We start from the raw sequence: 18,148 nt of genomic DNA on the forward strand, positions 1-18,148 counted from the left end.
CCCCCGAAGGGTGATTCGGCACTTGACCGTCTGCAAGGTGTCACCGATACCTGTCCGGTGAGGATGGGACAGGTGCTGCGGGCGCGCGACCCGCAGTCGGCCGCGACCAGCTGCCGGCTGATCCTCCTCGTCTGCGCCGCGGTCGTCTCCGGCCTCACCATCTTCCAGCAGTCCGGCGCCGACTTCGGCACCCTCGCCGTCCACTGGCTCGGTGTCCTCGGCCTGCTCGCCGCCGCCGTGGCGTGCACCGTCGTCGCACCGGAGCGGCTCGACCGGCTGGGCGTCAACGGGTTCGTCGCGCTCGGCAGCGTCGTCCTCATCTGCGCGCTGAACTGGCTCACCCAGGACACCTCGGCGGCCGCCCAGGCGTTCTTCGCCTTCCCGGTGTTCTGGGCCGCCTCCCACCTGCGCGCCCCCGGCGTGGCCCTGGTGACGTCCTTCGCGGTGTCCGCCGACTCCGCGACCCTGTTCCTCCTCCTGCCGCCGGCCGCGGCGGCCACGGACGCGATCTTCTTCGGCGCGGTGCTCGTCGTCATGGCCGGGATGCTGGTCCGCGCCAACGCCACCCAGGAGCGGCTGGTCGCCGCGCTCCAGGAGCAGCTGACGGTCGACTCGCTGACCGGCCTGGCCACCCGGAGGGCGTTCGACGGCGCGCTGGAGGCGGCGCTGTCCCGGTCGGTGCCGGGCGGGACGGCGCTGGTGCTCATCGACGTCGACTCGTTCAAGACCATCAACGACACCCACGGGCACCCCGTCGGCGACGACGTGCTGGTGCACCTGGCCACCGTGCTCAAGGGGCGGGTCCGCGCCGAGGACGCCGTCCTGTCCCGGCTCGGCGGCGACGAGCTCGCCGTGCTCATGCCGGGCTGCGCCCGCACGGTGGCGGTCTACCGAGCCCAGGACCTGCTCGAGGCGGTCAGCTCCACGCCGATGACGCTGGCCGACGGGACGCTGCTCGCGCTGTCGATCAGCGTCGGCGTCGCCCACGTGCCGCAGCACTCCAGCGACCGCCGCGGGCTCTACACCGCCGCCGACGCCGCGCTGTACGAGGCGAAGCGGGCCGGCCGGGGCCGGGTGTCGGTCGCCACGGCCTGAGCGCCGGGGGGTGCTTCGACCGGCGGAAGGGCTCCGGTAGTCTGGTCAGGCACTCGTCCGGGTGGCGGAATGGCAGACGCGCTAGCTTGAGGTGCTAGTGCCCTTTATCGGGCGTGGGGGTTCAAGTCCCCCCTCGGACACAGCACAGCCCCGGTGTTCCTGCACGACAGGAGCCCGGGGCGTTCTGCATCCGGGGCCGAGATCTCAGCCGACGTGCCAGTGCCTGCGGATGAGCTCGTCGCGCGCCGCCTCCCCCTTCCCGGCGGGTGCCGAGTCGTCGGCCTCGCGCAGCCCTGCGAGCACGGCGTCGACCAGGGCGGGCGGGAAGACGTCGTCGGCCTCGAAGACCTCGCGCTGCGCCTCGAGCGCGTCCGCCGACTCGGCGCACGAGGTCGGCAGCTGCTCGAAGTCGTCGTGGTCGGCGGTGCTGAGCCGGGCGGCCAGCTCGAGGGCCTCAGGATCCTGCAGCCCGCGCCTCGCGGCGACCGCCATGCCGGCCAGCAGCAGGTGCACGTCGGCCGATCCGTCACCGACCCGCAGCTCGACGGTCTGCGGGTGGATCGCCGGCTCGGGCACGGGCCCGGCCGTCCCGGGGTTGGCGTGGGCGACCATCCGGGGCAGCACGTCCCCGTTCCAGGCCAGCGGCACCCGGACCAGACCGGTGCGGTCCTTCTCGCCCCAGGAGATCTCCCCGGGCGACTCGTCCCCGTCGGCGAGGCGGAGGTAGGACGCCGGGACCGTGTTGCCGAACGCGGTGAGCGCCCTGGCCGCCGAGAGGTAGCCGGCGATCAGCCGTCGACCGGTGTCGTCGATCCCCTCCCCGCCGACGATGGCGTTGGCACCGTCGCGCACCAGCCGGCTGTGGATGTGCAGGCCGTTCCCCGCGCCCTCGCTGCTCACCGCCGGGGCGAAGGTCGCCTCCAGGCCGTGGGCGGAGGCGACCTCGCGCACCACCCACTTCGCCAGGACGAGGTGGTCCGCCGCCTGCTCCACCGGCGCGGGCTGCAGCTCGATCTCGTGCTGCACCAGCTGCCGGTCGTCCTCCAGGACGTTGCCGACCTCGCCGTGGGTGTACTTGACCGGCACCCCCATGGCGGTCAGGTGCCCCAGCACCTGCTCCCGGATCCGTTCCCCCTTCGAGAAGGGGCCCGACTCCTGGTAGCCCCGCTCCGACTCGACGGGGTAGATCCGGTCGGGCTCGTCGACGAGGTAGTACTCCAGCTCGCCGAAGGCCTCGAGCGTCATGCCCGTCTCCTGCTCGAGCACCTCGGCAGCCTTCCGCACGACCTGCTCGCGAGCGTGGGGAAGCGGCGTCCCCGCCTCGTCGTAGAAGGAGCAGAGGACGTCGAGCGAGGGCCGCTCGCCGAAGGGGTTGACGAAGGCCGTCCGGTGCCTCGGCACGACGTACACATCGCTGGCTCCGGTGTCCGTGCCGGGGAAGACGCTCGACCCGTCGACGCGCTCCCCGCGGACCAGCACCTCGGTGAGGTGGCCGCGCGAGTCCACGGGGAAGGCCAGCGTCTTCAGCCGCCCGTCGCCGCCGACGTAGCGCAGGTTCACCTGCCCGAGCCCCAGCGACTCGACCGCCCGGACGAGGTCGTCGGCGGTGAAGTCGCTCGCGGCCTTCCCGAGGACGCGGACGATCGGGTGCGGCTCGAACGCGTCGATGGGCATGTCCCGTTCTACCAGCGCCGGGCGCCCGCGGTCCCGTGGAGCCGGGCCCGGCGTCAGGCAGCGGGCGGGAACGTCGTCAGTCGGATGGCCTCCGGGAGCGCCCGCAGCGCCGCCCGGAGGTCGGGGACAGCTCTCCGTTCACGTCGGGTCAGCCGTGACCACCGTCGGCCCACCTGGACTGCCGGTCGATCTCGTCCTGCTCCCGGTCCGCAGCGGCCGCGGCCCGGTCCTGCGCGGCCGCGTCCCGATCGGCGGCGGCGTCCTCGCGGTCCCGCCGGGCCGCAGTTCTGTCCTGCCGCGCCGCCTCGCGGTCGGCGTCCTCGGCGGCTCGGTCGAGGTCGGCCCGCGCTCGGACGACGGCGGCCTGTTCCTGACGGGTCGCCTCCACCTCCTCGTCGATGACGGCCTGCTCCTCGTCAGCCAGCGGGTTCCCTCCCCCGGTACCGGCCCACGCGTGCCAGGGACGCTCGTCAGCTTCACCCTGCTCCTCCGCCGCCCTCCGTCGGCCGGCGGCGACCACTCGGTCGACTGCCCGCCGGTCCCGCTCGGCGGCCGCTTCGTCCCGACGGCGAGCGGCGTCCTCGCGCAGGCCGGCCGCCTCGTCCCGTCGCCAGGCAGCCTCGTCCCGGGCGTCGCCCAGCCGGTCCTGCTGTGGCGCGGCCCCTGCCGAGTCGGTGCCGTCCTCGGGCGGCAGCTCCGGCTCGTTCCCGCGATCCCGCCCGCTCCCGGGCACCGGGTCAGGCCCCGTTCGGGAACGTGGTCAGGCGGATGGTCTCCGGGTGGGCCCGGAGCGCTGCCCGGAGGTCCGGGGACAGCTCCCCGTTCACGTCGGTCACGACGTAACCGTGCTCGCCGCGGGTGGCCAGCACCTGGGCGTCGACGTTGAGGCCGTGCTCGCCGATCAGCGCGTCGACGCTGGCGAGGACGCCGGGGACGTTGCGGTGCAGCAGCGCGAACCGGGCCGCCGACGAGCCGTAGAGCGCCACCGGCGGCAGGTTGACGCTGAGCGTCGTCGTCCCGGCTCGGGCGTAGTCGGCCAGCTTGCCGGCGACGAACCGCCCGATGTCGTACTGCGCCTCCTTGGTCGACCCGCCCACGTGCGGCGTCAGGATGACGTTGGGCAGCCCGCGCAGGACGGAGGCGAATTCGTCGCCCTGCTCCTTGGGCTCGTCGGGGAACACGTCGACCGCCGCGCCCGCGATGTGCCCGCTGAGCACGTTCTCCCGCAGCGCCTCGTGGTCGACGACGAACCCGCGGGAGAGGTTGAGGAAGAGGCTGCGCGGCCGCATCCTGGCGAACTGCTCGGCACCGAACAGCCCGGCGTTGCCGGCGCGCCCGTCCACGTGCAGCGACACCGTCTCGGCCCGCTCCAGCAGCTCGTCCAGGCTGCCGCAGGCCTCGGCGTTGCCGAGCGCGAGCTTGTCCTCCAGGTCGTAGAAGAGCACCCGCATGCCCAGGGCCTCGGCCAGGACGGAGAGCTGGCTGCCGATGTTGCCGTAGCCGACGATGCCCAGCGTCCGCCCCCGGATCTCGTGGCTGCCGCTGGCCGACTTGTCCCAGATCCCGTCGTGCAGCGCCCGGTCCCGGTCGATCAGCCGCCGGGCCAGGGAGATGATCTCGGCGATCGCCAGCTCGACGACGCTGCGGGTGTTGGAGTAGGGCGCGTTGAACACCGCCACCCCGCACGCGGCCGCCGAGGCCAGGTCGATCTGGTTGGTGCCGATGCAGAAGGCGCCGACCGCGGCGAGCTCCGGGCGGTCGCGCAGCACGGCCGCCGTCACCTGCGTCTTGGACCGGATGCCCAGCAGGTGGACGCCGTCCAGCGCCGCGATCAGGTCGTCCTCGTCCAGCGCTCCCCGGAGCGACTCCACCTCGTATCCGGCGGTCGACAGCAGCTCCTCCGCCACCGGGTCGATGTTCTCGAGCAGCAGGGCTCGGGGCATGTCCGTCTCCTTCGCGCACACCGGACCACGGTCGGCCGTGGCCCCACAACTGTGGCGGATGCGGAAGTCGACGTGCCGCCCGGGCTCAGGTTCCGGCCGTCGCCGCCAGGACCCGGGCGGCCTCGCGCTCGGCGTCGGTGTTGGCGACGCCGGCCCGCGAGCCGGCCAACTTGGCCCGGATGTGCTCGCCGACGGTGATCGGCGGGTACGGCGAACCGGACCCCACGCAGGTCGGCAGAGTCTCGATGACGGCGTCGATGTTGCCGTCGTGGAAGAAGGCCGCGCTGCGCCGCCGCTGGATGCTGCCGTCGACGATCGGCGGCTTGACCCGGTGCAGCGTCGACATCCACCGCTCGTTGGTCCAGCGCGCCATGAGGTCGCCGAGGTTGATCAGCAGGGCGCCGTCGGCCGGCATGACGTCGTGCCAGCCGCCGTCCCGGCCCAGCACCTGCAGCCCCGCCACCTGGTCGGCCCAGAGCACCGTGACGATGCCGTAGTCGGTGTGCTCCCCCATCCCGGTCAGGTCGCCGTCCAGGTCGACGGTGCCGGGCTCGAGCGCGTAGTTGTTCATCCGCAGGACGTCGAGGCTGTGGTCGGTGTAGCCCGCGAAGAAGCCGGCCGGGAGCCCGAGCGCGTCGGCGAACATCGTGGTGAGCGTCCGCGCCACCCGCCCGGCCTCGTCGAAGTAGGCCGAGACCGCCGCCCGGAAGTCCGTGGCCTCCGCCGGCCAGACGTTCTCGGCGTAGTCGGTCTCCGGCAGGTCGACGCCCGGGTAGTCGGACACCGCGGCCCCGATGTTGAACGCCTCGAAGAAGTCGTGCATCCGGTTGGACGGCGCGAGCCCCAGGCTCAGCGACAGCGACTCGGTCTTCGGTGGGGCGTAGCCCCGGTTGACCTCCGGCGGTGTCCGGTACGCCTTCTTGACGTCGAGCGGGAGCCCGAAGAACTGGTCGAGGGCCGCGGCGAAGGCGTCGGTGATCTCGGTGGGGACGCCGTGGCCGACCACCTGGACGAACCCGACGGTGCGCGCCGCCTCGTCGAAGGCCGCGGCGGTGGCGGCGCGCTCCGCGGGTGTGCCGGCGCCGACGTAGGGCGAGAGGTCGACGGTCGGGACGTGGAACGGCGTGCTCATGCCGGGTCCTCCTGAGGGGCTGGTGCGTCGGGGGTGGTGGCCACCTGCGCCTCGACCTGCGCGAGCAGGGCGGCCTTGTCGGACGGGTCGAGCCAGCAGGCCTCGACGGCGTTGCGGGTGAAGGCCGCGAGCTGGTCGCGGCGGTACCCGAGGGCGTGCGCCAGCACCCGGTAGTCGTGCGTGGGGTCGGTGCCGAACATCGGTGGGTCGTCGCTGTCGATCGCCACGCAGAGCCCGGCGTCGACCATCTCGCCGATCCGGCGGTGGCTGCCGTCCCCGCTGCCGGAGTAGCGGCCGATGTCCGAGCTGACCGGCGTGCAGGTGAAGGGCACCCGCTCCTCCACGCAGCGCGCGGTGATCACCGGGTCGTCGACGACGTGGTAGCCGTGGTCGACCCGGCTGCAGCCGAGATCGTCGAGCAGGACCTCGACGTGCCGCGGTGGCCCGGACTCCGAGTGCGCCGTCCGCCGGAGGCCGGCGCGCGCCGCCAGCCGGTATGCCTCGACGAACCGGCCGGGCGGGCCGTTCACCTCGGCGTAGTCGAGGCCGATGCCGAGCACCTCGTCGACCCGGTGCTCGACCACCTGCTCGACGAGCTCCACGGCCGCGGCGCCGTCGCGCTCGCGGCAGATGCCGACCAGGAAGTTCGCCCGGATCCCGGTGTCGCTCTCGGCGTCCCGGGCACCGGCGAGGACGCCCTCGAGGATCCGCGGGTAGGGCACGCCCGGGTGGCCGGGCGGGCTCAGGTGCACCTCGCGGTAGAGGACGCCGTGCGCCGCTCCCCCGGTGGTGAGCGACTCGTAGGTGACCCGGTGGAAGTCGTCGACGTCGCGGATCAGCGAGCCGACGACGTCGAGGACGCGGAGGAACTCGCCGAGGTCCTCGTAGCTGTGGTGGTCGTAGAGCTCGTCGGCGGAGCGGCCCAGGCGCACCCCGTGCTTGCGGGCCAGGTCGACGACGGTCCGCGGCGCGACGCTGCCGATGAGGTGGCAGTGCAGGCTGACCTTGGGCAGGGCGGCGACCATCGCGTCGATCGCCGGGTCCTCGGGCACCGGGGTCGAGTGCACGGCCGCGGCGCGGCTCACCGCGAGGCCTCCTGCCGCCCGAACCGGCTGAGCACCGCGGCCTCGACCAGCTGGGCGACGAGGTAGAGCACCAGCGCGGTCACCGTCACCACGACGACCAGCGCCCACACCCGCCCGTTCTGCGAGCGGCTGGCCGCGGAGACGACGGCGTAGCCGATGCCCTTGCCGGTCGCCAGCCACTCGGCGAGCAGCGCCCCGGTGAGCGCGCCGGGCACCGCGATCCGCACCGAGGCGAACAGCGCCGGCAGCGCGGTCGGGAAGCCGACCTTGCGCAGCACGGTCGAGGGCGATCCGCCGTAGACCAGCACCAGGTCGCGCATCTGCGGGGTCACCGAGCGCAGGCCGACGGTGATGTTCACCAGCGCCGGGAACAGGACGACGATCGCGCTCATGATCGCGACGAGGGCGTAGCCCCGGCCGACCGCCAGGATGAGGATCGGCGCGAGCGCGATGAGCGGGACGGTCTGCAGCACCAGCGCCACCGGCATGACCGCGCCCTCGAGGAGCCGGTAGCGCACCACGACCGCGGCCAGCACGACCGCCGTCAGCATGCCGGCCACGAACCCCACGGCGGCGTCCGTCAGCGTCTGCCCGAGCAGGGTCCCGATCTCCGCCCGGAGGGCCGCGGAGTCCTCCTCGCCGAACAGGATGGTCCACACCTCGGCGGGCGTCTTGCCGACGTAGGACGAGACGTCCCAGATCCGCAGCGCCGCCGTCCAGAGCAGGACCACCACGCCCAGGACGAGGACCGTCGTCCCGATCTGGCGCAGCGCCGCCCGCAGCAGCGAGCCGGTCCGCCCGGGAACCGGCGGCGAGCCGGTCAGCACCGTCGTCACGAGGCGGCCTCCCGCGACCACGGCGTGACGAGGCGGCCGACCACCGCGAACAGCCCGTAGAAGGCGCCGGCCACCAGCGCGCAGCCGATGCCGACCGCCCACGCCTGCTCGACGTCGATGTTCTGCTGGGCGATCTTGAGGATGAGCGCGACGCCGCGCTGCACGCCCCCGACGTACTCGCCGAGGATCGCGCCGAGGAACGCCGCGGGGGCGCCGATCCGCAGGGCCGCGAAGATCGACGGCAGCGCCGACACCAACTGCACCTTCACCAGCTGGCGGAACGGACCGCCGCCGAAGACCCGGACCACGTCGAGGCTGGCCCGGTCGGCCGACCGCAGCCCCAGCACGGTGCCGACGACGGTGGTGAAGAAGACCGAGAGGGCGGCGAGCGCGGTGGCGGTGCCCGACCGCTGCCCCTCGTCCGGGTTGCCGATGACGATGAACAGCACCGGGGCGACCGCGACCAGGGGCACGCAGTAGCTCACCACCGCCACTTGAATCAGCACCGCCTCGGTCATCGGCAGCAGGAGCACCAGCGAGGCGACGAGCAGCCCCGCCACGGTGCCGTACAGGAAGCCGACCGCGGCCTCTTGCAGCGTCATCCCGAAGTGCAGCGCGTAGAAGCCCCAGCCGTCGTCGACCGCGGTGGCGAGGACGCCGCCCGGGGTGGGGATGCGGGCACCGGACAGGACGGTGGCGGCGGCCAGCCACCAGACGGCGACGAGGGCGACGGCGCCGAGCGCGCCGGTGCCCAGCGAGCGGGCCGCGCCGCGGGGCAGCTGCACGGTCAGCCCTCCGACCCGGCCGACGGGCCGCCGAAGAGCAGCTCGGAGGCGCGGTCGTGCAGCGCGTGGAACTCCGGCGTGCGCATGAGCTCCGGCGTACGGGGTCGCGGCAGGTCGACCTGGATGACCTCCTGCACCCGCCCGGGCCGCGCGCTCATGACCGCGACCTGGTCGGACAGGAAGATCGCCTCCGAGATCCCGTGGGTGACCATCAGCGTGGTCGCGGGCTTCTCGGTCCAGATCCGCAGCAGCTCGACGTTCAGCCGCTGGCGGGTCATGTCGTCCAGGGCGCCGAACGGCTCGTCGAGCAGCAGCACCGACGGCTGCACGACCAGCGCCCGGGCGATGGAGACCCGCTGGCGCATGCCACCCGAGAGCTGCGCCGGCTTGGCCTTCTCGAAGCCCTCGAGGCCCACGAGCTTGACCATCTCGGCCACCAGGCCGTCGTCGGGCGTGCGCCCGGAGACCTCGAACGGCAGCCGGATGTTGGACAGCACCGACCGCCACGGCAGCAGCGCGGAGTCCTGGAAGGCGATCCCGAGCTCGTGGTCGCGGCGCAGCTGCAGCGGGGTGCGGCCCTCGACCAGCGCCGAACCGGAGGTCGGCTCCTCCAGCCCGGCGAGGATCCGCAGGATCGTCGACTTGCCGCAGCCCGAGGGGCCGAGCAGCGACAGGAAGCTCCCCTTGTCGGTCCACAGCGTGGCGTCCTCGAGGGCCTGCACGCTCCGCCGTCCGACCCGGAACGTCTTGCTGAGGTGGTCGATCCGCACGCCGGTGCCGAGGGAGGCGGCGCCTCCCCCGGTACCGGCGCGGGGCGACGTCGTGACGACGTCGGTCATGGCGCGCTCCCCAGGGAATCCGGGACCGGTCAGGAGGACAGCTCGGCGAGCTCGGGCTTCTCCTCGAGGAGCTCCTTCAGCAGCGACAGGTCGAACAGGTCCTCGGCCTCGATGTCGATGCCGGCGGCCTCGAGGGTCGCCATGTTCTGCTCGATCAGCTCGTCGCTGATGGTGAACAGGCCGTGCTCCTCGACGTCGGGCGTGACGATCAGGTCGGCCTGCACCTCCGACTGCTCGAGCTCCTTGTCCATGTCGAGCTGGAGGTCCTTGCCGTACTCCTCGACCGCCATGCGGGCGCCCTCGGCGGGATCGGCCAGCGCGGCCTTCCAGCCGCGGATCTCGGCCTCCAGGAACGCCTTCACCTTCTCCGGCTCCTCCTCGATCATCCGCTCGGTGGTGATGACCGACTCGGCGACGAAGGGCAGCCCGTTGTCGGCGAAGGGCAGGTTGGTGACCGCGATGCCCTGCGACTGCACGGTGATCGACTCGTTGGTCAGGTAGGCCAGGAAGCCGTCGACCTCGCCGTCGATGAGCGGGGCCGGGTCGTACTCGACCGGCACCTTCTCCACCGAGGCCGGGTCGATGCCGTTGACCTCCAGCAGCGCGTCGAACAGGGTCTCGTTGCCGCCGGCCTGGACGCCGATGCGCTTGCCGACCAGGTCCTGGGGCGTCGCGATGTTCCCGCCGTCGGCGAGCGACAGGATCGTGAAGGGGTTCTTCTGGAACTTGGTGCCCACGATCTTGAGCGGCGCGTCCTCCTCCGCGATCACCTGGGCGGCCGAGACGGCGTTGCTGAGGCCGAAGTCGGCGTCCTCGGTCGCGACCAGGGTCTCGATCGCCCCCGGGCCCGGGTCCATGGTCACGGTGCCGAACCCGGCGTCGCTGTAGAAGCCCTCGCTGTCGGCGAAGAACTCGCCGGCGAACTCCGCGTTCTTGATCCAGGACAGCTGGAGGGTGATGTCGCCGTACTCGCTCCCCCCGTCCGCGGACGCCTCGGACCCGCTGTCGCCGGATCCGCACGCCGCCACGGCCAGGGCGACGGCGGTCAGCAGGGCGCCGGTACGCGCGCCGCGGGAGGACAAGGCCATGGGGTGCTCCGTTTCTCGCCGTGCGCTCGCGCCGGCGGTGAAGGGCGCCGTCGGGCGCCTGGCTCGGCGGAAACCTAAGGACGGCCGGTTTCGTGCACGGACGCACCGCGTTTCGACCCCGTTAAGGCGCGCACCACCCCACGGACGCGGCCGGAAGGGCCGGCGGCGCGTACGGCTGCGCGCGGCCGTGGTCGCCGGCCGCCCTCACCTCGGTTGCGACGGCCGCTCCTCCGCGAGCCGGCGGGCGAACAGCGGCGGCAGGTACCGGAGCATCAGGGCCGACCACACCACGTGCGTCAGCGTGGACGCCTGGATCCCTCCGGTGATCCTGCGCTGCTGCGCGAAGAGCAGACCCATCGGCAGGCTCGCCAGAACGAGGGCCGGATTGCGGGTGGCGGTGGTGGCCAGCCCGTAGACCGCTGTCGAGGCGAGGACCGGCCGGCGGCCCGCCGCGGCGTAGACCGATCCGCGGAAGAACACCTCCTCCGCCACCCCGTTGGCCAGCGTGGTGGTGAGCACGAGCGGGGTCGCCCCCTGGTCTGCGTAGCGGAGCACCGAGCCGATGGCCCGTTCCAGGACCGGGATCCGCCGCGCGACGAGCGCCGCGGCGTAGAAGGCCCCGAAGGCGCCGACCCCCGAGACGACCGGCGTGAGCACCGGCCGGCGCAACTGCTCCCCCGGCCCGAACATCCGTCCCAGGTGCAGCGGCCCGGACGCCAGCCCACCGACCACCCAGGTGCCGGCGACAGCGAGCGTCAGCCCGTAGAACCGCGGTGAGCCCGGCGGCGTCGACAGCGACGCTCCCAGCAGCGACGCGCCGACGACCGCGGTGGCGCCGGTGACCCGCCGGCGCCGCCGGAAGGCCTCGTCGCTCTGCCAGTGATCCCGGGGCACGCGCCGCAGCAGCGGGACGGCCGCCCGCCGCATCCGGGCCGGCAGCACCTCGACCGCACGCAGGCGGGTCACCGCCGCGCTCCCCGGCTCAGCCATCCTCCGCGCCGCTCACCGAGCTGCCGCCGGCGTTCCCGTGCTCGTTCCACCAGCGCAGCCATGACCATCTCGTCGTAGTCCACCGGCTCGAAGGGCACCACCGAGCGGATGGCGTCGTCGGTGACGACCACCTCGTTGGTCATGGAGTCGATCAGCGAGCGGCCGGTCGCGACGTCGACGTCGGTGACGAGGGCCAGCCAGCGCGAGGACAGCTGCGGGCTGAGCAGCGGCACGGGGACGACGAACAGGTGCCGGTTCTGCAGCTCGGCGACGCGGGTCATCATCTGCAGGTAGGTGAGGATCTCGGGTCCGCCCACCTCGAACACCCGCCCGGCGGCCTCCGGCGCGTCGAGCACGCCGACCAGGTACCGGACGACGTCCGCGACCGCGATGGGCTGCGTGCGGGTGCTGACCCACCGCGGCGTGACCATGGCGGGCAGGTGCGCCACGAGCTGGCGGGTGAGCTCCCACGACACCCCGCCGTGACCCACCACGATGCCGGCCCGCAGCACCGTCACCGGCACCCCGGCGCTCCCGAGCAGCCGCTCGACCTCGCGGCGGCTGCGCAGGTGCCGGGACAACCGGTCACCGTCCTGGCCCAGACCCCCGAGGTAGACGATCCGGTCGATCCCGCTCGCGGCTGCGGCTCGGGCGAAGGCGCGCGCCGCGTCGGCGTCCTTGCGCTCGAAGTCCGGGTCGTCGAGGGAGTGCACCAGGTAGTAGGCGGCCTCGCACCCGTCGAGCGCCTCCCGCAGCGATCCCTCGTCCCCCACGTCGCCGGCGACCGGGCTGCCGGCGCCCTCGTAGCGCTCCGGCCGTCGGGTCATGGCGCGCACGTCGTGGCCCGCGGCGTCGAGCGCGGACGCCAGCCTGCTCCCCACGAACCCGGACGCGCCGGTGACCAGGACCCTCATCGCCACAGGGTGACCCGGGTGGGTGAGTGGGGCGAGCCGCCCGGCGCCAGGACGGGACCCGGGCCGGCGGTGGATCCGTCCACGCCGGTGGCGGTGCGTGTCCGGCCGTGCGACGGCCGCCTCACAGCGGGACCCGGACGCCGGAGTTCCAGGAGTCGAGGATCGCGTCGATGCGCGCCCGGCAGTCGACGACGTCCCTGCGCGCGGCAGGCGTGTCCTTGCGGCGCACGGCCGCCTCGGCCGCCGCCAGATCCAGGCGGGCCAGCTCGAACTCGGCGAGGAGGACATCGGGGGCGCCGTCGGCGGTGCTCACGCTCATGTCGTGCCTTCGTCCGCGCCGATGGGCGCGGATGCATCGCGGATACGGACGTGGTCTGCCCGCTACGAGGATGCGGGGCAGGCCGGCGACGGCATCACCCGGTCAGTGCGGCATCCGCAGGATGGGCTTGACGACCGCACCGCTGTAGGAGGCCTCGACGGCGTCCTCGATGCGCTCCAGCGGGAAGTACTCCACCAGCTGGTCGAACGGGAACCGGCCCTGCAGGTGCAGGTCCATCAGGGCGGCGATGAGCTGCTGGCCGTGGCCGCTGCCGCCCAGCGTGCCGCGGATCGTCTTGCCCCACAGCGTGGTCAGGTGGTCGGCGCTGAACTCCGCGCCGGCGGGTGCGCCGCCGATGAGCAGCGCCGTCCCGAGCATGCCCACGGAGTCGATCGCCTGCCGGATGACGGCGACGTTGCCGGTGCAGTCCAGGGACGCGTCGGCGGGCCCGCCGCAGATCTCGTGCACCGCCTGCACCGTGTCGGTAGCGGTCGCGTCCACGGTGTGGGTGGCGCCCAGCCCCTCGGCCAGCCGCAGCCTGCCCTCGTGCCGGTCGACCGCCACGATCGTCGTCGCCGCGGAATTGCGGGCGGCCATGACCGCGGCCAGGCCGACGGTGCCGGTGCCGTACACGACGATCGAGCTGCCCGGCTCCGGCCGCAGCGTGTTGAACACCGCGCCGGCGCCGGTGGCCAGCCCGCAGGCGAGAGGCCCGAGCAGCTCCACGGGGAGCCCCGCCGGCACCGGGACCAGCGAGGACTCGGTGGTCATCGCGTAGGTGCCGAACGACGACTGCCCGAAGAAGTGGCTGGCCAGCGGGGAGCCGTCGGTGCCGCGCAGCGCCGACGCCCCGCCCAGGCGGTGTCCGCCGCCGACCAGCTCCCCCATCCGCAGGCAGTAGCGCGGCTCACCGGCCTGGCAGTTGCGGCACGCCCCGCAGGACGGCCAGCCCAGGACGACGTCCTGCCCCTCGCGGACGCCGGTGACCCCCTCTCCGACCGCCACCACCGTGCCGGCGCCCTCGTGCCCGAGGACGCCGGGCAGCGGGAAGGGCAGGTCGCCGTCGCGGGCGATGCCGTCGGTGTGGCAGAACCCGGTGGCGGCCACCCTGACCAGCACGTCGCCGGGGCCGGGCTCGTCGAGCTCGACCTCGCGGACGACGAACGGCCCGTGCAGCTCCTCCACGACGGCGGCGGTGATCCTCATGCCCCCATGAGACGCCCGCTCGGTGCCCGGTCGCGAGTCGGACGCCGTCCAGCCGGCTCAGCTGCCGGCGGCCAGGGCCCGTCCCATGTGCTCGTGCACGGCCTGGATCCCCTGCAGCGGCCGCATCATCACCCGGAACTCGACGATCCGGCCGGCGTCGTCGCAGCGGATGATGTCGACGCCGTTGACGTACTTCCCCTCCACGCTCGTCTCGAACTCGAGCACCGCGGTGTCGGCGGAGAGCACCTGCTTCGTGTACCGGAACTCCCCGCCGGCCCCGCCCGACAGCGTCCGGGACGCCGCCTCGAGGTACTGCGTCGCGACCGGCTTGCCCCGCTGCGGGGTGTAGACCACCGGTGAGTAGAAGACGACGTCGTCGGCGAGCAGCCCGTCGAGCCCGTCCGGGAGGTCGCCGTCCAGGTACCGGTGCCAGCGGGCGATCACGTCGTCGATCACGGAGGGCCTCCTCGTCGTCTCCCTGCGGGCGCGGTCCCGCCCGGGGGGATCCTGCCGTGGGGACCCGGCGGGCGGAGCGGGCGGTCGGTCGGCGCCTTCCTCCACCGCCACCTGACGACGTCCTAGGACGCCCGCCGGGCCTCGATCCGGCCGCGCTCGACGGCCGCACGGGCGTCCTCGAACACCAGGTCGACGTTGATGGCGGTCGCCGCGGCCATCCCCTGCGCCGCCGAAGCCATCACCTGGGCCGTTCCGTCGGCGACGTTGCCGGCCACCCAGACACCGGGGACCTCCGTCGCGCCCGTGGGATCCGCCGCGACACGGGTGCCGCGGACGGCTCCGTGCACCACCAGGTCGACCGGCTCGATGCCGAGGCCCGCGAGCAGTCCGGCGTTGGCGGTGAACCGCGGCGCCACCACCAGCGCGTCGCGGGCGACCACGCCACCCGCGGCCAGCCGGACGCCCGCGAGCTCCCCGCCGGCGATCTCCAGCGCGCCCACCTCCCCCTCGACGACGCGCACCCCCCGGGCGGCGAGCTGCTCCCGCTGCTCCGGGCCCGGCTCCCCGCCCGTGTGCGGGAAGAGGACGACGTCGTCGCTCCACTGCCGCCACAGCAGCGCCTGCACGGTGCTCTGGGGCCCGGAGCCCAGCACGCCGATCGCCCGGTCGCGCACCTCCCAGCCGTGGCAGTAGGGGCAGTGGAGGACGTCCCTCCCCCACAGCTCGGCCACGCCCGGCACGTCCGGCAGCTCGTCGCTGAGCCCGGTCGTCACCAGCAGGCGGCGCGCCCACACCGTCGGCCCGTCCGCCAGGGCGACGCCGAAGCCGTCGCCGTCCCGGCGCAGCCCGGTCACCCGGCCGTCGACGACGGTCCCGTCGTAGCCCTCGACCTCACGGCGGCCGATGGCCAGGAGCTCCGCGGGTGGCGTGCCCTCGCGGCCCAGCACGTTGTGCGCGTGCCCGGCAGGGGCGTTGCGGGGCTCGCCGGCGTCCACGACCAGGACCGTGCGCCGTGCCCGGGCCAGGGCGAGGGCTCCGGCCAGCCCGGCCGGTCCACCACCCACCACCACCACGTCGTACCGCTCGTCCACCGTCATGTCGTCTCTTCCTCTCGTTCGTGTCGTGCGCGGGAGCCGCGCGCCCGCGGCCCGCGCCAGTGGCGGTGCAGGGCGAGGACGCGGACGGCGAAGATCGCGACGGCGACCCCGGCGCCGAGCGCCGTGCTGTCGGCGTCGAAGGTCGATGCGGTGCCGACGACGAGCGCTCCGGCCAGCGCCGGCACCGCGTAGAGCTCGGAGTCCGGCCGGACCAGGGCCGGGACCTCGCGGGCGATGACGTCTCGCAGCACGCCACCACCCACCGCCGTCGTGAGCCCGAGGCAGGCCGCCGCGACCGGTGCCAGCCCGGCGTCGAGGGCCTTCTCCGTGCCGGCCACGCAGAAGAACCCGAGGCCGGCCGCGTCGAAGACCAGCAGCGGTCGGGAGAGCCGCGCGAACACCGGGTGGGCGACCGCGGTGAGCGCCGCGGCCGCGAGAGCCACGACGAGGTACTCCCACCGCGTGAACGCCGGCGGTGGCGTGTCACCGAGCACCACGTCGCGGAGGATCCCGCCGCCCAGTGCGGTGACGACGGCCAGGATCCCGATGCCCACGACGTCGTGGTCGCGGCCGATCGCGGCCAGGGCTCCGGAGACCGCGAAGGCGAACACGCCGATCAGGTCCAGGGTCTGCATCGGGAGCTCCCCCGTCGGCCGGGCCGCCCCACCTGCGGGTGGAGCGGTCCGGCCGGCGGTCGCCGTGGGCTCAGGCGGCCGTCGCGCGGGCGGCCTCGTCGATGAGCTGCGCGACGACGTCGGGCCGGGAGACGGTCACGGCGTGGGAGGCGTCCACCTCGACGACGTGGGACGCGGCGCGCTCGGCCATGAACCGCTGGGCCTCGGCGGGAACCGCGAGATCCTGCAGGGTGACCAGGGTCCAGGACGGGATCGTCTTCCACGCGGCCTTCGTCGCCGTGTCCGCCAGCGCGTCGGCGATGATCGGCCGCTGCGTGACCGCCATCAGCTCGGCGTCGTCCACCGGCACGTCCGCGGCGAAGATCGCGTGGAACTTCTCCTGCTCGATGTAGAGGTCGTCGACGGTCTGCCCGTCGGGCCCCTGCACGGGCACCGGGCGCAGCGCCGTCCCGAGCTCGTTGCCCGGGAACTTGCCGGCCAGGTCACCGGTGCTCTCCCCCTCGTCGAGCAGGAAGCTGGCGACGTACACCAGCGCCCTGACACCGGGGTGCCCCTCGGCCGCCTCGCTCATCACGCTGCCGCCGTAGGAGTGACCGGCCACGACGATCGGCCCCTCGACGCTGTCGAGGACGTCGCGCAGCAGGGCGGCGTCCCCCTGCAGCGACCGGAGCGGGTTGGCCACCCCGATCACCGGATAGCCGTCCCGCCGGAGCCGGGCGATCACGCCGTTCCAGCTCGACGAGTCGGCGAAGGCCCCGTGGACGAGCACCACCGTCGGCGGAGCGGTGCTGGTCCCGGTCGTGCTGCTGGTCATGGCTTCTCCCTCTCGGTCGTCGGGCGCTCGGTCGTCGCCCGTCCTGTCGCACTCCTCGGTGCGTGCCCCCGCCAACGCCGCCGGTATGCGATATATTGCATACCGGCGGAGCCATGGGGAAGGCTCCCTTCCGCACTTCCTCGTTCCGCCTCGCGCAGCGGTCCGAGCTCCGAACTCCAGGAGGCCCGCCCGTGCCGATCCCCCCGACGCAACCCGGTGTCGACCGCGGCCTGCTGCGTGACGACGTCTACCGCCGCCTCCGCGACGCGATCGTCGACGGCACCTTCGCCCCCGGAGAGCAGCTCCGGGACCTGGAGCTCGCGGCCTGGCTCGGCGTCAGCCGGACGCCGGTCCGCGAGGCGCTCCTCCGCCTGGCCCACGGCGGGCTGGTCCTGGCCCAGCCGGGCCGGTCGACGATCGTCAGCACGCTCGACGCCCGGGCGGTGCGGGACGCCCGGGACGTCGTCGCGGCGATGCACGAGCTGGCCGTCCGCGAGGCGGTCCCCGCCCTCGTCGACGCCGACCTGACCGCCATGCGCGACGCCAACCGCCGCTTCTCCGCCGCCGTGACGTCCGGCGACGTCGACGCCGCCCTGTTCGCCGACGACGAGCTGCACGGGGTGCTCGTCCGCATCGCGGGCAACCGCGCGCTCGACACCGTGCTGGAGCAGTTCACGCCCACGGTGCGGCGCGCGGAGCGGCTGCGCTTCGCCTCCCTGCGCGGACGGGAGTCCGCCGCGCAGCACGACGAGCTGATCCGGCTCTGCGCCGCCGGCGACGTCGAGGGCGCGGCCGCCGTCGCCTACGACACCTGGCACAGCCTGCCCAGCGACGAGGCATGACCCCGCGCGGCTCACGGGGCGATGACGAGCTCCGCGACGAGGTCGCCGTCCATCGTGAAGCGGTACCGGAGGTCGACGACGCCGCCGGGGAAGTCGCCCTCGAGGTGGTTGACCGCGACCCAGTGCGCGTCGTCGGTGCGCTCGGCGGCGACGAGCGTGGTGGTGTAGGAGAACTCCGCCCCTGCCTCCGCGAGGAAGGCCCGGACCTCGTCGGTCCCGCGGTAGGTCGTGCCGTCGTCCACGACGACGGCGTCGGGCGTGAAGGCGCGGATCGCCGAATCCGCGTCGCGGGCCGCCTGCGCGGCGAGGAAGGCGCGGACGGGAGCCGGGAGCTGGTCGGGCCGGATGCTGGTCGGTGTGGTCATGGCCCGAGGCTGCGGCCTCCCGGAGCGGGAAGG

At 73.9% G+C, this 18,148-nt stretch carries 20 protein-coding genes and 1 tRNA gene; 3 read left to right on the forward strand and 18 right to left on the reverse strand.

What is annotated here, in order from left to right; translation table 11 throughout:
• The first annotated feature begins 63 nt into the window (after positions 1–63).
• Complete coding sequence (locus tag ACI78T_RS03530; protein WP_456556954.1) at positions 64–1,095, forward strand: GGDEF domain-containing protein; 1,032 nt, start codon at positions 64–66, stop codon at positions 1,093–1,095.
• 55 nt (positions 1,096–1,150) lie between these two features.
• Positions 1,151–1,235 (forward strand) — tRNA-Leu (locus tag ACI78T_RS03535).
• A 64-nt stretch (positions 1,236–1,299) separates the two neighbouring features.
• Here ACI78T_RS03535 and ACI78T_RS03540 read toward each other — a convergent pair.
• The 17 genes from ACI78T_RS03540 to ACI78T_RS03620 form a co-directional block, all read right to left on the reverse strand.
• Positions 1,300–2,769 (reverse strand): glutamine synthetase beta-grasp domain-containing protein, encoded by a 1,470-nt coding sequence (locus tag ACI78T_RS03540; RefSeq protein WP_456556689.1) that lies wholly within the window; start codon positions 2,767–2,769, stop codon positions 1,300–1,302.
• A gap of 148 nt (positions 2,770–2,917) precedes the next feature.
• A complete protein-coding gene (locus tag ACI78T_RS03545; protein WP_456556690.1) occupies positions 2,918–3,502 on the reverse strand; it encodes a hypothetical protein in 585 nt (194 codons plus the stop codon).
• A 4-nt stretch (positions 3,503–3,506) separates the two neighbouring features.
• Positions 3,507–4,712, reverse strand: a complete 1,206-nt coding sequence (gene serA, locus ACI78T_RS03550) for a phosphoglycerate dehydrogenase (protein WP_456556691.1) — start codon at positions 4,710–4,712, stop codon at positions 3,507–3,509.
• 85 nt (positions 4,713–4,797) lie between these two features.
• Entirely contained in the window at positions 4,798–5,844 is a 1,047-nt protein-coding gene (locus ACI78T_RS03555) for an isopenicillin N synthase family dioxygenase (RefSeq protein ID WP_456556692.1), read from the reverse strand.
• Entirely contained in the window at positions 5,841–6,929 is a 1,089-nt protein-coding gene (add, locus tag ACI78T_RS03560; protein ID WP_456556693.1) for an adenosine deaminase, read from the reverse strand. Before add ends, ACI78T_RS03555 begins: the two co-directional genes overlap by 4 nt.
• Complete coding sequence (locus ACI78T_RS03565) at positions 6,926–7,765, reverse strand: ABC transporter permease (protein WP_456556694.1); 840 nt, start codon at positions 7,763–7,765, stop codon at positions 6,926–6,928. The genes add and ACI78T_RS03565 overlap by 4 nt, the downstream gene beginning before the upstream one ends.
• Positions 7,762–8,550, reverse strand: a complete 789-nt coding sequence (locus ACI78T_RS03570) for an ABC transporter permease (RefSeq protein ID WP_456556695.1) — start codon at positions 8,548–8,550, stop codon at positions 7,762–7,764. Before ACI78T_RS03570 ends, ACI78T_RS03565 begins: the two co-directional genes overlap by 4 nt.
• Positions 8,551–8,552: 2 nt before the next feature.
• The gene (locus tag ACI78T_RS03575; RefSeq protein WP_456556696.1) at positions 8,553–9,389 is read right to left on the reverse strand and encodes an ABC transporter ATP-binding protein; all 837 of its coding nucleotides are present in this window, start codon (positions 9,387–9,389) and stop codon (positions 8,553–8,555) included.
• Positions 9,390–9,418: 29 nt separating this feature from the next.
• Positions 9,419–10,477, reverse strand: a complete 1,059-nt coding sequence (locus tag ACI78T_RS03580; protein WP_456556697.1) for an ABC transporter substrate-binding protein — start codon at positions 10,475–10,477, stop codon at positions 9,419–9,421.
• 204 nt (positions 10,478–10,681) lie between these two features.
• Positions 10,682–11,443, reverse strand: a complete 762-nt coding sequence (locus tag ACI78T_RS03585; RefSeq protein ID WP_456556698.1) for a CPBP family intramembrane glutamic endopeptidase — start codon at positions 11,441–11,443, stop codon at positions 10,682–10,684.
• Positions 11,440–12,381: an NAD(P)H-binding protein gene (locus ACI78T_RS03590; protein ID WP_456556699.1), complete on the reverse strand. Its 942-nt coding sequence runs from the start codon at positions 12,379–12,381 to the stop codon at positions 11,440–11,442. The genes ACI78T_RS03585 and ACI78T_RS03590 overlap by 4 nt, the downstream gene beginning before the upstream one ends.
• Before the next feature lie 121 nt (positions 12,382–12,502).
• A complete protein-coding gene (locus ACI78T_RS03595) occupies positions 12,503–12,700 on the reverse strand; it encodes a hypothetical protein (RefSeq protein WP_456556700.1) in 198 nt (65 codons plus the stop codon).
• A gap of 102 nt (positions 12,701–12,802) precedes the next feature.
• The gene (locus ACI78T_RS03600) at positions 12,803–13,906 is read right to left on the reverse strand and encodes an NAD(P)-dependent alcohol dehydrogenase (protein ID WP_456556701.1); all 1,104 of its coding nucleotides are present in this window, start codon (positions 13,904–13,906) and stop codon (positions 12,803–12,805) included.
• Positions 13,907–13,963: 57 nt separating this feature from the next.
• Positions 13,964–14,362 (reverse strand): nuclear transport factor 2 family protein, encoded by a 399-nt coding sequence (locus tag ACI78T_RS03605; protein WP_456556702.1) that lies wholly within the window; start codon positions 14,360–14,362, stop codon positions 13,964–13,966.
• Positions 14,363–14,484: 122 nt separating this feature from the next.
• Entirely contained in the window at positions 14,485–15,459 is a 975-nt protein-coding gene (locus ACI78T_RS03610; RefSeq protein WP_456556703.1) for an NAD(P)/FAD-dependent oxidoreductase, read from the reverse strand.
• Positions 15,456–16,094 carry a trimeric intracellular cation channel family protein gene (locus ACI78T_RS03615; RefSeq protein WP_456556704.1) on the reverse strand — a complete coding sequence of 213 codons (639 nt, stop codon included), beginning with the start codon at positions 16,092–16,094 and terminating at the stop codon, positions 15,456–15,458. The genes ACI78T_RS03610 and ACI78T_RS03615 overlap by 4 nt, the downstream gene beginning before the upstream one ends.
• A gap of 70 nt (positions 16,095–16,164) precedes the next feature.
• Positions 16,165–16,908 carry an alpha/beta fold hydrolase gene (locus ACI78T_RS03620; protein WP_456556705.1) on the reverse strand — a complete coding sequence of 248 codons (744 nt, stop codon included), beginning with the start codon at positions 16,906–16,908 and terminating at the stop codon, positions 16,165–16,167.
• 191 nt (positions 16,909–17,099) lie between these two features.
• Between ACI78T_RS03620 and ACI78T_RS03625 the strand changes: the two genes are divergently transcribed.
• Positions 17,100–17,750 (forward strand): GntR family transcriptional regulator, encoded by a 651-nt coding sequence (locus ACI78T_RS03625; protein WP_456556706.1) that lies wholly within the window; start codon positions 17,100–17,102, stop codon positions 17,748–17,750.
• 11 nt (positions 17,751–17,761) lie between these two features.
• Here the strand turns inward: ACI78T_RS03625 and ACI78T_RS03630 are convergent, their stop codons facing one another.
• On the reverse strand, positions 17,762–18,115 hold the full coding sequence (locus ACI78T_RS03630; RefSeq protein WP_456556707.1) for a nuclear transport factor 2 family protein: 354 nt from the start codon (positions 18,113–18,115) through the stop codon (positions 17,762–17,764).
• Positions 18,116–18,148 lie beyond the last annotated feature (33 nt).

The sequence above is a fragment of the Blastococcus sp. SYSU D00922 genome (genome assembly GCF_054050495.1).

Excerpts from the sequence above, each read along its gene's own strand:
- ACI78T_RS03595 (WP_456556700.1), bottom strand. The coding sequence starts at position 12,700 with ATGAGCGTGAGCACCGCCGACGGCGCCCCCGATGTCCTCCTCGCCGAG.
- ACI78T_RS03530 (WP_456556954.1), top strand. The coding sequence starts at position 64 with ATGGGACAGGTGCTGCGGGCGCGCGACCCGCAGTCGGCCGCGACCAGC.
- ACI78T_RS03555 (WP_456556692.1), bottom strand. The coding sequence starts at position 5,844 with ATGAGCACGCCGTTCCACGTCCCGACCGTCGACCTCTCGCCCTACGTC.
- ACI78T_RS03540 (WP_456556689.1), bottom strand. The coding sequence starts at position 2,769 with ATGCCCATCGACGCGTTCGAGCCGCACCCGATCGTCCGCGTCCTCGGG.
- serA (WP_456556691.1), bottom strand. The coding sequence starts at position 4,712 with ATGCCCCGAGCCCTGCTGCTCGAGAACATCGACCCGGTGGCGGAGGAG.
- ACI78T_RS03620 (WP_456556705.1), bottom strand. The coding sequence starts at position 16,908 with ATGACCAGCAGCACGACCGGGACCAGCACCGCTCCGCCGACGGTGGTG.
- ACI78T_RS03630 (WP_456556707.1), bottom strand. The coding sequence starts at position 18,115 with ATGACCACACCGACCAGCATCCGGCCCGACCAGCTCCCGGCTCCCGTC.
- ACI78T_RS03600 (WP_456556701.1), bottom strand. The coding sequence starts at position 13,906 with ATGAGGATCACCGCCGCCGTCGTGGAGGAGCTGCACGGGCCGTTCGTC.
- ACI78T_RS03590 (WP_456556699.1), bottom strand. The coding sequence starts at position 12,381 with ATGAGGGTCCTGGTCACCGGCGCGTCCGGGTTCGTGGGGAGCAGGCTG.
- ACI78T_RS03575 (WP_456556696.1), bottom strand. The coding sequence starts at position 9,389 with ATGACCGACGTCGTCACGACGTCGCCCCGCGCCGGTACCGGGGGAGGC.
- ACI78T_RS03610 (WP_456556703.1), bottom strand. The coding sequence starts at position 15,459 with ATGACGGTGGACGAGCGGTACGACGTGGTGGTGGTGGGTGGTGGACCG.
- ACI78T_RS03580 (WP_456556697.1), bottom strand. The coding sequence starts at position 10,477 with ATGGCCTTGTCCTCCCGCGGCGCGCGTACCGGCGCCCTGCTGACCGCC.
- ACI78T_RS03615 (WP_456556704.1), bottom strand. The coding sequence starts at position 16,094 with ATGCAGACCCTGGACCTGATCGGCGTGTTCGCCTTCGCGGTCTCCGGA.